Source organism: Pirellulales bacterium (genome assembly GCA_035656635.1).
Taxonomy (GTDB): domain Bacteria; phylum Planctomycetota; class Planctomycetia; order Pirellulales; family JADZDJ01; genus DATJYL01.
The window spans coordinates 1-14,531 of record DASRSD010000091.1; the positions used below are offsets into that span (position 1 = coordinate 1).

A 14,531-nucleotide genomic window follows, 5' to 3' on the forward strand; every position below is an offset into this window, starting at 1 on the left:
AATGACCGCCAGCCAACTCGACTAGTTCGGGTACCCAATTCCCAGCCAGCATCAGCGGATTGGTCCACTCGATGAGAGCCGCTCTTGGTCGCTTTGCTTTTGGAATAGCCGCGGTCTGGGAGCGAACTTGCTCGATTCGCCGCTGCAAGCCGGCCACTAGTTGCTGTGCCTGCGCAACTGCACCAGTTGCATTGCCTAACTTGCTAATATCATTCAACACGTCTGAGAGCGATTGCGGATTTAGTGAAAACACACGAGTCTTCTGTAATCTAGGATAATTCTGCACAATTTCTAATACGTCCGTATAACTCACCGCACAGACATCACACTGAGCCTGCGTGACAATCAAATCTGGTTGTAATTCTGCCAACAATGCGGTGTAAATTTCATACAGGGGTTTGCCTTCCTGAAACAGCGACTGAACCTGCTGGTCGATTGCACAGCTGGTGGCCGTAGAATCGATATTTGATTGCGTCGCTTTGGGCAACCTTTGGCATTCAAGTGGCCAATCACACTCGTGACTAACTGCGACCACTTGGTCGCCTAGTCCAAGCGCAAATAGCATTTCTGTGCCGGCTGATATTAATGATGCGATGCGCATAAGCATTACACATATGGTATGTTACGGCCAAAAGCTGAATAATAATTCACAAAATCAAAATTCGGGAGCTCCAACATGAAAATGTTCGTTGCCGGACACTGGATTGACAAGCCCGAAAAATTGGAAGTGCATAATCCATTCGACGATTCGGTGGTTGATACCGTGCCGAAAGCAGATCACACCGATGTCGATAAGGCACTGGCTTCAGCCGTGGAGGGGGCCTGCATCATGCGGGCAATGCCGGGCTACGAGCGATTTCAGATGCTTCATGAAGCTGCTCAGTTAATGAAGAAGCAAAGCGCTGAACTTGCACGCACGATTACGCTGGAAGAAGGCAAGCCAATTCTCGAATCGAAAGGCGAAGTTGCGCGCGCGATTGAAACGATGGAGCTTTCTTCGGAAGAAGCCAAACGAATCGGCGGAGAAGTATTGCCAATCGATGGTGCGAGTAACGGCGCGGGCAAATTGGCCTTTACATTGCGGGTTCCATGTGGCGTGGTTGTAGCTATTACACCATTTAATTTTCCACTCAACTTGCCATGCCATAAAGTTGGACCAGCGCTTGCAGCAGGCAATGCTGTGATTCTCAAGCCCGCCAGTGACACGCCGTTGGTTGCGTTAAAGCTTGTGGAAATTTTGCTGGAAGCTGGCCTGCCGTCCCAGGCCATATCGTGCCTGACTGGTAGCGGCGGGACGTTGGGCGAAGCCTTATGCACAGATTCGCGCGTGCGAAAAATAAGCTTTACCGGCAGCCGTGACATGGGAGAAAAGATCATCAAGCTAGCTGGACTAAAGCGCGTAACGATGGAATTAGGTGCGAATTGTCCGATGATCGTACTGGAAGATTCTGATCTTGAGGCCGTGGCCGAAGCGATCGCTGTTACTGGCTATTCAAACGCGGGTCAGACTTGTATTTCCACACAGCGGGTATTGGCCCTGCCAACCGTCTATGATGATTTGCTCGATGCTTTGAAACCGAAAGTAGAGGCGTTGAAGCCAGGCAATCCTTTGGAAGAAACAACCAAAATTGGACCGATGATTCGCCGGCGAGATGCTGTGCGAGTGAACCAGTGGCTTGACGAAGCTGTGCGGGGAGGCGCCCGATTGGTAATCGGAGGCAAACATCACGGATCATTTCACGACGCAACCATCGTCGCCGATGTGAAGCCAAGCATGCGAGTAAGTTGCGAAGAATTATTTGGGCCGGCAGTTGCGGTCACTAGTTGTAAAGATATTGACGAAGCCATCCGGATTGCCAATGACACCAACTACGGACTGAGCGCGGCAATTTTTACTCGCGACCTAAACCGTGCATTGCAATTTTGCCGTGAAGTTGATTCAGGCAATTTGCATGTCAACTGGGGCCCTCAATGGCGAGCCGATTTAATGCCCTATGGTGGGCTGAAAGAAAGCGGCATCGGTAAGGAAGGCCCGCGTTATGCTGTCGAGGAAATGACTGAAGTCAAGACAGTCGTGATTCACGGTTTGTGAAAGCGGTGTGAGTAGATCAGACCAATCAATACTTCAAAGAATTAGCATTCCTGCCCCGCCATCCGCAACGAAACTATTTGTTAGGCGATTTATTTTTCGGCGCCGAAGACTTTTCCGGAGCTTTTGGAGATGGCGGCAGCGTGGGCGTCTTTCCTTCGTTCAGATCAATCATATCTTGCAGGACGAAGTTATCCGGAAATTTTGAGCCAGGAATTTTTCCGATCAACTTTTTGTATTTGTTGATTTCATCGACCAGGTCGTCAGCCATGATACTGCTTAATCGCAGCACTGGATATTGATCTAGGGCAAGTCGCCACTTCGCAAATGCTTCTTCATATAGTTTTTTAGCGTCGAATAACTTGGTGTCTTTATAAGCTTGATCGGCCTGATAGAGCCGCTCACGGGCCAGTAAACAATCTTCCGTTGGTTCGGCCTGGCAACGCGCCCACCAATATTTGTAATTGACGATGTCGCGGTATGTATCGATCGTGTTTATTTTGTGATCAATTTCAATTAAATTATCATTCAATTTTCTGGCTTCTGGCCTCGATTCCACCGGGGCTTGCAGAATGACTTCCTCCCAGGCGACTTTGGTTTTGGCTTCCGCCCCACTGGCCGCCACGTTTTCCTCCGCAGTGCGGTCTGCCGGCTTTTTTGCCAATGCTTTGGCTTCTGCTTCGGAAAGAGCCGCAAGTTTAGCTTGATGAATTTTTTCCTTCTGGCCGGGCAATAATGTTTCTAGCTGCTGCTTAAGACCGTCGGATTGTTGCTGGAGCAATTCCAGATCTCCCAAACGAACGGTGTAGCCATAAGAAGTATTAAGGTCGCGATCAGCATAGCGGCTCCACTCCTCCGAAGCATTTTGCCAGGCGGCCTTGGCTGTGTCCCCAAACGTGCCTTCCACTTCCAAATTGTCGGCGTAGTTAATCAACGACATAGCTGCTTCGGAGAAGAAAAGCACAGCGCTGGGAGCTCTTTCGCCCGGCTTTGTGGTATGTGCATCGGCAGCTTCGCCAATGTAAACGCGGAGTGGCTTGCCTGATTCGACCAAGTTTTCCGCCTGTCGGTACCAATCGTGCGATACCAGCCAGTTATCGGTTAGGCGTTCATTCTTTTCTTCTTGCTGTTTTTTAAACAAGCGACGATATTGAACGTGCTCGTCCGCGCGACCGATTTTGTTGCCATAGAACCAGCCAATGCGCGCTAGAAAGCGTGGATCGGTGCTGTTGTATTTGACGCCATTCTTAAGAAAATCAATCCCGTACATGACCCAATAAAAGCGGTCACGATAGTCGTCGAATTCCACTGAAATGTTGTAGGAGAGGTTGTGACCTTGAAAATCCCATACCGACCAAAAATGAGGCTCCAGCCGAATGATCTGATCCAACACGGCGCTCAGGCTGGCCCAGTCTTCCCTCATCTGATATTGATGTGCGCTATTCCACAGCAGTTGCACTGCCACTCCTCCCAAGCCTAGTGTTGCCAGTTCCGCAGTTTGGCTAGCGGGATCGATTTCTCCGAGCGAGGCGTCGCTAAGTTGATGTTCATCTCGCAATTGCGCCAATTTTCCCCCGGAGGAATGGTTGCCGCTGGAATCGAGTGAAGCCGGGTGGCTGATTTCGTAAATTGGGAACCACAGCACTGCAATGGCAACAATATAGCCCAATTTGCGATAAAAGCTTCGTCGCTCGGTCATCGGGCTACCTCTCTCATTCGAAGAAATATTAGGCCTGCTAAAAATGCGGCGACCAGAAATGTTGCCATCCGAGTAAGCTGTTCTAGCAACAAATCGCCGGGGATATTAAAACCGCTGGCGACGAAATGAACATTGCTATAACTGCTAAAGTCGGGCAGGACGTCGGTCCAGCAAGTCATAAAGCGCATCAAGACCTTGTCGACCCAGTACATGACCTCGACAGCGGGACTGTCGTCATACGGCGCAGTAATCGATTTCTGCGTAATTAGACGCACGAACGATTCAACAGGGCCGCCACCCGCGACGAGTTTTCGATTACCAGTCCTCAGGCTGTCAAAAATTTTGACAATATCATCGCTGAAATAACCGAGAACTAAGCACCCCAGGGTGGCGATCATGGCTACAGCACCGTTCAAAAACGTGCTGAACATTACACCCAATCCTATTACCAGCACCATTTGGCTCCAAATCCCCAGGTAGCCTTTGGCAAAGTTCCATTCGAAGGAGGCTTCTCCGGCGCTGATATACAAATCAGGCGCTGCCACACCAAGCAACTGACCAGGTTCCAAGCATTGGAGTTTGACCAGCAAGTGGCCATTACTCACGAGGTCGTTGAATAAATCAATGGGGGGATCACTTTCGGCTGCGCCTGCCCTCATCAGCTTACGATCGATGTCTCGACCATCGATTGTAAACTCTTTTACCGTGAAAATGATCGGCTCACTTTGCAGGTGCGTCGTGGGATTCTCCAGGACAAGTTTTCCAGTAATGCCTTTCTCGATGTTTCCTTTGTAGGTGCGAAAGACGCGAATGGTCCATTTCAACGGTAGGGATCGCTTGTCCAGCGGAGTGTTCGGGAATAAGGTGTCTTCATTGATGTTGTCAAACGTCCAGATCGCCGCCGACTGCGTATTGCCATCCACGAATCCACGATAGTCCCATTCCTTTCCTACATTAATGCCTCTTTCCTTCGGCTGGCCATCGCGGTCCAAAAACTGCAATTGCCCCATAATCGGCAGCCGAGCAGTCAGCATTCCCTCGTGTGGACCAACGATGTATTGTTTTTTTCCATCAACTTCCTTCACGACAACGTGGTGCATGTGACCATGCTTGAAGTCCGTTTCCAGCGTGCCGTCTGGCTTAAGGATTACGTCGTGCTGGTGATTTTGCGCGATCTCCGTTGTGCCAACCCGCCCAGGCTTGAGGTGATCTGGGTTCAATGCTGCTTCGTTGATATTTTCCGGACGTATTTCATGCGTATGTGCTAACGAGCGCACGACAAACACATAGCTGCACAATGCCATCACAGCCAGCAATGCCGTGCAGATCAGCGTAAAACCAATGATTCGGCCAAGAACAATCTCGGCCGACCTTACAGGCTTTGTAACAACCGTTGTGATTGTCCGGTTTTTGAAATCATTGGGCAGGCTGAATGCACTGATGAACAGAGCCAATAGCACTGCTAAATAAGTTGTCCATGACATGACGAACTTCAGGTACAATGGCCCTGGCTCAGGGCTATTAGGATCAAGAAACCAGCCGGCAAACATTAAAATAACCACAAACGCAATCAGCGCTGTCCATATTTTTCGCCGCATCGATTCTTGCACAGCCAAACGAGCCAGAGCCCAAACTCGCCGCGGCGAAATATGAATTAAATCGACCAGCGTCCCGACCAGCGCCCGATATAGTCGATCTCCCGCAGGCAAAGGTCCGTACCGAAACGCGGCCACTAAATAACTGATCGTTAGCGCGGCCAACACGACAAAAAATAGAGTTTCGCCAAAGCTCCACAGCGCGTGTTGGAGCCAGACTGAGTAGGGCTGAATTTCTTGTTCCAGAACCATTTTCGCTACTTAGCGGTTTTAAAATTCAATAGACTGATCGAAAAGTTTGACATCACCACGTGGCCGACATTCTCTTGTTCTTCACGACTTCTCACTTGCTGCCCTTCGGCCAGGCCTTGCTTCGCTGTCGCGCACAATGGCAAGGAACAATTCTTCTAATGTAGAGGTCGGGTTTTCTATTCCCAGGACGGTTCCGTGATGGCGTTCAATCGTAGCGCGAACCTCCGATTTGCATTCTTCGCTAAGGCCGGAAGCACGAATTTGTGTGATGTCACGCATTTTAAGCAAATTATCGACGCGACCTAATTCTTTCAGCTCACCCTGATGTAGAATTGCGATCCGATCACAAACGTCTTGGACGTCCGCCAATAAGTGGCTGCACATTAAAACAGTTTTACCTTCCGCCTTCAGCTTCAATATTAGATCTTTCATCTCCCGTGTACCGATCGGGTCCAATCCACTGGTTGGTTCATCCAGTAAGATCAATTCCGGATTGTTAATCATCGCTTGTGCGAGTCCCAGGCGACGGGCCATGCCCTTTGAGTATTCGCGCATTTGCCGGCGTCGCGCCCAACTGAGTCCGACCATGTCGATCAAGGCCTCTGCACGCTGTTTGCGAAGGGCCGGCGGCATATCAAACAGGCGACCGTAAAAATCGAGCGTTTCTTCCGCATTCAAAAACTTGTATAAATATGTTTCCTCCGGTAAATATCCGATCCGTTCATTCTTTTTTACTTCGGTAGCATCTTTGCCTAAAATAATTGCCCTACCTCCGGTCGGAAACAGCAAACCCAGCAGCAACTTAATCGTGGTAGATTTTCCGGAACCATTCGGTCCCAAAAGCCCAAAGATTTCGCCGCGGTAAATCGTAAGATCCAGAGCCTTTAGCGCCCGAACCTTTTGCCGTCCCCAAAAATCACGGTAGGTCTTTGAAAGGTTCCGTGTTTCGATTACGGGCTCCGGACTAGATGAATTTCCGGTGGACGTTTTTAGGACCGGGGCCGTCTCAATCGACATGCCACTAGCTCCTCATGAAAGGAAGATGGCGGTGAATAATGAACAATTTGGTTGAACTTAGATGAGTAAACAACAATCCCTCGACAAACGAACAGACGCAAAGACCGATCTCACTGTGATGGCTTCTGCCATGATCGGCAGGAAAAGACCCCGCTGTTTTACGGCGAAGAATACATAACGGTTCGCATAAAAATGTCCGCTAGTCGAGCCCAATCAACTCCTGTTCTGCACTATAAGTTCTTCAGTTCGTGCATACAAGAAAGCCGATCCACAAAAGCGCTGGCAATAGCCATTATAACAACGCCGCAAAGATAAGTCTTTTGATTACAGGCACTTAAAATACAATAAGGCGAGAATTCACACTTCGTGATAGGCTACCTCACGACAGTGAATATCTACCTAGGTTATGTTGTCGTGTCGATCGACAAGCAATCGGCCCGCGAGGGAGCAAACGCCGGAAAGCCATGGGACAAATTGACGAGCCTCCAGAGCGCAATCAAGCGATGAGCTTTTTGCTAAGCCGGATTAACTACGAACGCGCGCTGTCTATTCCCTACCATGGACGGGAATTCAGGCTGGACCAAATGCGCGATCTGCTGGATCGATTGGGAAATCCTCAAGACCAGTTAAAAATTATCCATGTGGCCGGGACCAAAGGAAAGGGTTCCACTTCGGCAATGATTGCGGGGGTATTATCGGCGGCAGGCTATCGCACCGGCTTATACACTTCACCGCATGTCGATCAATTTGTAGAGCGCATTCAAGTCGACTGCACATCTTGCACTGAAGAAGCATTTTTAAGGCTAATCGATCGAGTGCGTCCAATCGTGGAGCTTATGGATGCACAAAGCCACGAGCAAAATTCGGCGGTGGGCGGCCCTACTTTTTTTGAAATTCTCACGGCCATGGCGTGGATGCATTTCGCCGAGGTCGGGACGGATTTCGCCGTTGCTGAAGTGGGATTAGGTGGGCGGCTCGACAGCACGAACCTTTGTCGACCGCTGATTTCCGTAATCACGAGCATCAGCTTCGATCACATGGAGTTGTTAGGCAACACTTTGGCAGAAATCGCCCGAGAAAAGGCCGGAATTATCAAGCCTGGCATTCCAGTAATTAGCGGCGTACTTGATGACGAGCCACGCCAGGTAATTATTAACGTTGCCGAGCAATGCAAATCTCCGTTGTTTGAATTGGGTGTTGATTTTAGCTATGAACACCATCTTCCGGATCCAGGCGATGGGGCGGTGGCGTTTTTGCAAAGCAAAATGGATTTCAACCGTCGTGATCAAACAATGCCGGCAAATATTCGCGATGTTGCGCTTGGCATGCTGGGTGCTCATCAAGCTGCGAATGCTGCGGTCGCTGTGGCAGTTTTGGAAGAATTGAGCAAACAAGGCTGGCATTTATCGGAAACCGCGATTCGGCACGGATTGTGCAATACCCGATTGCCTGCCCGAGTGGAAATTGTTTCGCGGCATCCTCTGGTAATTGTTGACGCGGCGCACAATGTAGCTTCCGTCCAAGCCTTATTGGATACGTTGATCGAGGTCTTCCCGGCCAAACAGCGGCTGTTGGTTTTTGCATCAACGCAAGAAAAAGACGTGCGCGGCATGTTGAGCTTGTTGCTGCCTCATTTCGAAGCGGTCATTTTAACGCGCTATTTGAACAACCCACGGGCGGTCGATTTAAGTGAATTGGAATCGCTAACGGCGGAGCTATCGCCGATTCCAAGGTTCATTTGCGCCAATCCCGCCGCCGCGTGGCAACAAGCGCGCAAATTGGCCACTGCGGAATCTTTAGTCTGCGCGACCGGATCATTTTATTTGGCGGCGGAAATGCGGGCTGAAATTACGAAAAAACCGATTCAGCTCGTTAATAGCTTGGTTGCCCAATAGGAATTGAGCTGGCTTGCTCGCAGACTGCCGGCTGATAGCGCCAACCGCTGCCAAGTTTCAGAATCCATCCAACTGCGCCGAAAACGATGTCTAGGCAACTAGCGTTTTGAAAACTGAGTGCCGCGGCGAGCGCCTCGCAAGCCGTACTTCTTGCGTTCTTTCATGCGTCCATCGCGAGTGAGTAGGCCGGAGTGCCGCAGCAAATCGTCCAACTCCGAATCAAAGGCTCTCAAAGCCCGGGCCAAGCCTAACTTGCAGGCGCCGGCTTGCCCCGCGGGGCCGCCCCCATGCACGCTAATGGAAACGTCCACGGCATTGAGTTTGCCGGTTTGATTAAGCGCATCGAGAACCTGAAAGCGATCTTTTTCCGACGGGAAGTAGTCTTCTACCGCTCTGCCGTTTACCTTAATTTGCCCGGAGCCGGCTTTAATTCGAATTCGTGCGACGGCCGTTTTACGACGGCCTGTTGCTAATGCAATACCCGAGGATTGAGGAGAGGTGGCCGTCGACATAGTGGATTCTGCGAAAGGTTTTGGTGGTTTGTTACTGGACTACTGAAAGGAATTACTTAGTTCCCAATTCCTTTGCTTCTGGTTCTTGGGCCTGATGCGGATGCTTGTCGCCGGCGTAAACCTTGAGCTTTTCAAGCATTTTATAAGCGAGCTTATTCTTGGGTAGCATGCGACGCACGGCTTCAACAATGATCAATTCAGGCCGACGTTCTCGGCGATGCTCGGCGGTTTCCGTTTGCAAACCGTGGTAACCTGTGTACCAGCGGTATTCTTTTTGTTGCCACTTCTTCCCCGTTAGCGCAATCTTTTCGGCGTTGACCACCACCACGAAATCGCCGCAGTCAACGTGCGGAGTGTATGTCGGCTGATGTTTGCCCATCAGAATCATGGCGATATCGACAGCCAAGCGACCGACTACTTTGTCGGTGGCATCCACGAGCCACCATTTGGCTTTTCGTTCACCCGGCTTGGCCATGTAGGTTTTGCCGGTTTTCTTGATCTTCGTTGCAGGCACGAGCAGTTCCCCTAGCGGGGTTTTGGTTCAAAACAGTGGAAGCCAGCAGTTTAATGGGTTTTCAGCAGACCTTCAAGGGCGACAAAGTGCAGACACGCCTAGCGGTTTCACCCGGGAAAACGGCCTGTTCGGCTGCTGGGACGAGCGTCGCCGAGATTTCGAGGGGAAAGTTAAGGAGCACTTGGATCGAGAAATTACGGCATTTGGCTCGGCATACTTTCCACAAAATTTCCCCTCGCGAGAGGATTTTTTGTTTGACAACCGTATTCAGCTTGGCCCAGGGAAGAAAGCTCGAATTGGCTTCCATGCGACGTTAATTACTTCGCGGTAAAACGAATTGCCAAAGATCAACTCGCCGCCCCTTCGGAATCAGTCGTCAACCAGCTGATGTCGCTGCGACGAGAAACGTAATCGTTTCGGGTGATGATTGTACCAGATGGCTGGCCCAATTTTAGAATTGCGCTGCGTGCAGATTTCAAGCGTTTGGAGGCTGTGAAGGGAAATCCTGCAAAATCGGCCGGATTCCGCTCCTATCCGCTTTCGGCCTGTCGGAAGTTGTGGCAGAATCCCGCGGTTGATTTTGGCACAGTTTCGCCATTAGGGCCAATTCGTCGGCAAATCGAGAAAAGATGCGTGAAATGCTCCTTTTGTTACCGGCGGTTAACGCCGCAAATTAAGCACTGTCCGCTTAGGTGCGCCCCATTTCTCGGGTTGTAAGCTAGATTTTTGAGTTAATCCATATCCCCTGCCCGGCAGCAAGCCATGAAAATCGGCGTATTGAAGGAGACATTTCCCGGCGAGCGCCGGGTGGCGCTAACGCCCAATTTAATTGCGCCTTTGGTGAAGGCGGGACACGAAATCATCGTCGAAACCTCGGCGGGGCAGTCGGCGGGATTTCCCGATTCGCAATACGTGGAAAAAGGGGCTAAAACAGTGGCTCGTAGCGAAGTGTTCGCTGCGGAGCTGCTGCTGCAAGTGCGTGGATTGGGAGCCAATCCGGAAGCAGGCCGGGCAGATTTGGAACATTTCGAACGGTTTCAAACTTTAATCGCCCTGTGCGATCCGCTTTCGCAGCCGCAATTGGCCAAAGAGATTTCCGGCCGCGGCGTCACGTTGTTTGCATTGGAACTAATGCCTCGCATTACTCGCGCCCAAAGCATGGATGTGCTCTCCAGCATGGCCACGGTGGCGGGTTATCGCGCCGTGTTGTTGGGCGCGACGGCCTTGCCGAAGATGTTTCCGATGATGACCACCGCCGCAGGAACCATTACACCGGCCAAAGTGTTTGTGATGGGAGCCGGCGTGGCAGGCTTGCAAGCCATTGCCAGCGCCCGGCGCTTAGGAGCGCAAGTTTCGGCAACCGATGTGCGATCGGCGGTGCGAGAACAAATTCAAAGCTTGGGAGCTAGGTTCATTGAAACTCCCGTGGAAGCAGGTAAAGCGGAAGGCACAGGCGGCTACGCCAAAGCTCTGGATGATCAAACACAGCAGCTGCAGCGAGAAGCGATGAGCAAGGTCGTCGCCGAAAGCGATTTGGTCATTACCACCGCCGCCATCCCGGGCAAAAAAGCGCCAATTTTGGTCACCAAGCAAATGGTGGAGCGGATGCAGCCTGGGGCGGTGCTGGTCGATTTGGCGGCGGAGCGCGGCGGGAACTGTGAACTCACCAAGCCAGGGCAAACCGTCATGGTAGGAGGAGTCACGATTTTAGGGCCCGACAATTTGCCCGCGGAGGTTCCATATCACGCCAGCCAGATGTTCGGCAAAAACGTGGTTACGTTCTTGCAACATTTAGTGGGACTGGGATTGCCCGGCAAAGTGAATACCGAAGATGAAATTACTCGCGAAACGCTGATTTGCCGCGACGGCGAACTAGTGAATTCGCGGGTGCGGCAACTGCTGGGGATGGACATTGCTCTGGCGAAATAACACGAAGTGATCGATCGAACATGAACACAAATTCTCGAATCATGATCGCCGCGGCGGGCCTGCTGATAGGGCTCACGTTAATGGGCGCGCCAGGATGCGGACCGAGCGAAACTGCGCCCACGAAGCCGGCCGCAACCGATACGACCGCCGCGACAAATCCGGTTGCCGCCAATCCAGCACCTGCGGAAGCCTCGCCTCCGGCGGCCCTTCCTGGCCCGCCGAACCCGGCAAGCTTGCCGCCGGCGGTTCCCAAGCCAGGTGTTGCGAATCCGACGGAAGCGGCGGCGCCTGCTGAGCCCACTCCGGCTCCTAAAGTGGCGCCTGTGGCGATTGCCAAGCCGGCGACTGAACCTGTCGCCACGCAAGATTATTCCTCGCTATTGTTCGTGTTTATGTTGGCGACGTTCATTGGGCTGGGCGTGGTTTTACGCGTTTCGCGCTTGTTGCACACGCCGCTGATGTCGCTGACTAATGCCATTTCCGCCATTGCCGTGGTGGGCTCGATTATCGTCCTGGGCGAGGGAAACAATCCGTGGGGAGTTCGGCTGCTGGGCGCCATTGCCCTGTTTTGCTCGATGACGAATATCGTGAGCGGTTTCTTAATCACCGATCGCATGTTGAAGATGTTCAAGTCGCCCGGTGAAGGAGGAAAACGCTAATGGAGGGCCTGAAGCAAATTGCGTATCTCGTGGCGACGGGGTTGTTCATTTTTTCGTTGCACTGGATGAACGATCCGAAAACTGCTCGCAAGGGTGTGTTTGCGGGGGCGGGCGGCATGCTGCTGGCCATATTGGCCACGTGGTTTTTTAGCGGATTAACCGGACATGGCTGGATTATTTTGGCCATTGTGGCCGGCTTTGCACTGGGATACCCGCTGTCGCTGGTGCCGCTGACGGCAGTTCCGCAGCGGACTGCTTTGTCGCATGCGTTTGGCGGATTGGCCGCCGGATTGGTGGGCGTGGCGGAGTATTGCATGCTCGATACCGGCTCGCCGGAGTTTTCTCACTGGACGGTGTTCGCGCTGGTCGCGGAAGTAATTTTAGGCTTCCTGACGTTCACGGGCAGCTTAATGGCGACAGGCAAGCTCCAAGGGGTATCGTTCATTCCGCAGCGGCCGGTGACGTATCCGAATCAAAATCAAATCAACCTTGGGTTGTTGGGACTGGCGGTGTTGCTGGGGCTGTTTGTGATTTGGCATCCGGGCGGGTTTTTGGGCGGGCTTGCGTTCTTCCTAATTATGCTGCTGGCTCTGGCGTTTGGCGTGCTGATGATTATTCCCATCGGCGGGGCCGACATGCCGACAGTAATTTCGATTTTGAATTCTTACGCCGGCTTGTCCGCCGTAGCAATGGGCTTTGTGCTGGGTAATAACCTGCTGATTACCGCCGGCGCGCTGGATGGCTCCAGCGGCTTGATTCTGTCCATCATCATGTGCCGGGCGATGAACCGCTCGTTCACGAACGTGTTGTTCGGGGCATTTGGCCAAGTGCAAGCGTCAGCCACAACCAGCGAAGAACGGACCTACAAAGAAGAAACCATCGAAGGCGCCGCACAGATTTTGGAACAAGCGTCATTCGTCGTGATTATTCCGGGATACGGCATGGCGGTGGCTCAGGCCCAGCATCGCATTCGCGAGCTTTACGATCAACTTACCAAGCGCGGCATTAAAGTGAAATTTGCCATTCATCCGGTCGCAGGCCGGATGCCAGGACACATGAACGTGCTGTTGGCCGAGGCCGACATTCCTTATAGCGACTTGGTGGAAATGGATGAAATCAATCCGGAAATGCCGCAGTGCGACGTGGCGCTGGTGATTGGCGCCAATGACGTTGTAAACCCTGCGGCGCGGACCGATAAATCAACGCCGATTTACGGCATGCCGATCATCGATGCCGATAAAGCTAAAACCGTATTTGCGATTAAACGCAGTAAAAGCCCAGGTTTTGCGGGCATCGACAACGATTTGTACTTCCAAGACAACTGCTTCATGTTGTTTGGCGATGCCAAAGCTGTCGTCGGGGAATTGGTCAAGCAATTCAACCATGGTTCGGGGCATTGATGGGAAAGGTAGTAGGCGGATAGCGCCAAATTGTTAGAATAATGGCATCAGCCCACCACAAGCGCCCGAGGAAGTGTGTCTGGGCGGTTCGTTGACATCCATTGCGATGTCGAGGCTGAGCATTGTTGCCGTAAACTTTCCATCGCCAATTCTTTGCCATGTCGTCACCGAAGCAACAACCAGGTCCGGGCGCGTCTGGCGGCCACACGACGGAATCGCGTCCGGAATTCTTGGTAACTTTAGGGCTCATTCCCCCCTGCACTGTCGAAGACGTAAAACAGGCGTATTTGGTCAAGGTTAAAACCGCCCATCCGGATGTTGGCGGCGACACCGGCGAATTTCGCAAAATTCAGGAAGCGTTTGAAAGAGCCACGGAATGGGCTAAATTCCGCGCCAGCCGCATTGCATGGCTGAGCACCTGGGTGGAAAAATATGTAGAACAAGATGGCATCGTGAGCGAAATTCAACGGCGTGGCGGCAAGGTGGAAATTGAAGGAGTCGATTGGCTGCGACGTTCCTTCGGCGACGACTTTTCGCACGTCGCGGAAAAAGTGAACAAAATTCAGTGGTATGGTCCGGCCGTCGACGACAAAGCGTTGACCTGGCTAAGTGATCACCGAACGGTGCTAGCGGGTCTGAAGGCCATTGATCTCACGCGCAGCGCCATCACCAACCTGGGCGTGCAACACCTGGCAGCTTTTCCAGCACTTCGGGAACTGGATTTATCCGAAACGCTTGTGAGCTCAGCGGGATTGGCGGTCCTGCAGCACTTGCCCAACTTGCAATGGCTGGGCTTACGAAAAACATCCGTTGGCTTCTTGGGCCGAACCAAGCTGAAATTTAAGTACCCTAAGTTGGAAGTTGCCGTTTGAGGGTTAGGCCAACTTTACAGGAGTGTAAAACCAGAGCCAAATCTCTACGGTCGATGACGAGCCGTTTTGTAACGTAAATTTTAAGCAGCGTATGAAAT

12 protein-coding genes are annotated in these 14,531 nt (G+C 51.9%); 6 read left to right on the forward strand and 6 right to left on the reverse strand.

What is annotated here, in order from left to right:
- Positions 1 to 601: ABC transporter substrate-binding protein (locus VFE46_08375; protein ID HZZ28004.1), on the reverse strand; the 601-nt coding region annotated here is incomplete at its 3' end.
- 75 nt (positions 602 to 676) lie between these two features.
- On the opposite strand from VFE46_08375, the gene VFE46_08380 reads away from it, so the two are divergent.
- Positions 677 to 2,092, forward strand: a complete 1,416-nt coding sequence (locus VFE46_08380) for an aldehyde dehydrogenase family protein (protein HZZ28005.1) — start codon at positions 677 to 679, stop codon at positions 2,090 to 2,092.
- A gap of 73 nt (positions 2,093 to 2,165) precedes the next feature.
- On the opposite strand, the gene VFE46_08385 is transcribed toward VFE46_08380, so the two are convergent.
- The 3 genes from VFE46_08385 to VFE46_08395 all read right to left on the reverse strand — a co-directional run bounded on the left by VFE46_08385 (position 2,166) and on the right by VFE46_08395 (position 6,652).
- Positions 2,166 to 3,788 (reverse strand): hypothetical protein, encoded by a 1,623-nt coding sequence (locus tag VFE46_08385; GenBank protein ID HZZ28006.1) that lies wholly within the window; start codon positions 3,786 to 3,788, stop codon positions 2,166 to 2,168.
- Positions 3,785 to 5,548, reverse strand: a complete 1,764-nt coding sequence (locus VFE46_08390) for an ABC transporter permease (GenBank protein ID HZZ28007.1) — start codon at positions 5,546 to 5,548, stop codon at positions 3,785 to 3,787. The genes VFE46_08385 and VFE46_08390 overlap by 4 nt, the downstream gene beginning before the upstream one ends.
- A gap of 168 nt (positions 5,549 to 5,716) precedes the next feature.
- The gene (locus VFE46_08395; protein ID HZZ28008.1) at positions 5,717 to 6,652 is read right to left on the reverse strand and encodes an ABC transporter ATP-binding protein; all 936 of its coding nucleotides are present in this window, start codon (positions 6,650 to 6,652) and stop codon (positions 5,717 to 5,719) included.
- Between the two features lie 464 nt (positions 6,653 to 7,116).
- Between VFE46_08395 and VFE46_08400 the strand changes: the two genes are divergently transcribed.
- A complete protein-coding gene (locus tag VFE46_08400) occupies positions 7,117 to 8,547 on the forward strand; it encodes a folylpolyglutamate synthase/dihydrofolate synthase family protein (protein ID HZZ28009.1) in 1,431 nt (476 codons plus the stop codon).
- A 98-nt stretch (positions 8,548 to 8,645) separates the two neighbouring features.
- Here the strand turns inward: VFE46_08400 and rpsI are convergent, their stop codons facing one another.
- Together rpsI and rplM are read right to left on the reverse strand one after the other, a co-directional pair.
- Positions 8,646 to 9,059, reverse strand: a complete 414-nt coding sequence (gene rpsI / locus VFE46_08405; protein HZZ28010.1) for a 30S ribosomal protein S9 — start codon at positions 9,057 to 9,059, stop codon at positions 8,646 to 8,648.
- 52 nt (positions 9,060 to 9,111) lie between these two features.
- Positions 9,112 to 9,534 carry a 50S ribosomal protein L13 gene (rplM, locus tag VFE46_08410; protein ID HZZ28011.1) on the reverse strand — a complete coding sequence of 141 codons (423 nt, stop codon included), beginning with the start codon at positions 9,532 to 9,534 and terminating at the stop codon, positions 9,112 to 9,114.
- 801 nt (positions 9,535 to 10,335) lie between these two features.
- Between rplM and VFE46_08415 the strand changes: the two genes are divergently transcribed.
- The 4 genes from VFE46_08415 to VFE46_08430 all read left to right on the forward strand — a co-directional run bounded on the left by VFE46_08415 (position 10,336) and on the right by VFE46_08430 (position 14,433).
- Positions 10,336 to 11,502 carry a Re/Si-specific NAD(P)(+) transhydrogenase subunit alpha gene (locus VFE46_08415; protein ID HZZ28012.1) on the forward strand — a complete coding sequence of 389 codons (1,167 nt, stop codon included), beginning with the start codon at positions 10,336 to 10,338 and terminating at the stop codon, positions 11,500 to 11,502.
- Positions 11,503 to 11,522: 20 nt separating this feature from the next.
- The gene (locus VFE46_08420) at positions 11,523 to 12,161 is read left to right on the forward strand and encodes an NAD(P) transhydrogenase subunit alpha (protein HZZ28013.1); all 639 of its coding nucleotides are present in this window, start codon (positions 11,523 to 11,525) and stop codon (positions 12,159 to 12,161) included.
- A complete protein-coding gene (locus tag VFE46_08425) occupies positions 12,161 to 13,561 on the forward strand; it encodes an NAD(P)(+) transhydrogenase (Re/Si-specific) subunit beta (protein HZZ28014.1) in 1,401 nt (466 codons plus the stop codon). The genes VFE46_08420 and VFE46_08425 overlap by 1 nt, the downstream gene beginning before the upstream one ends.
- 158 nt (positions 13,562 to 13,719) lie before the next feature.
- Positions 13,720 to 14,433 carry a hypothetical protein gene (locus VFE46_08430; protein HZZ28015.1) on the forward strand — a complete coding sequence of 238 codons (714 nt, stop codon included), beginning with the start codon at positions 13,720 to 13,722 and terminating at the stop codon, positions 14,431 to 14,433.
- Positions 14,434 to 14,531 lie beyond the last annotated feature (98 nt).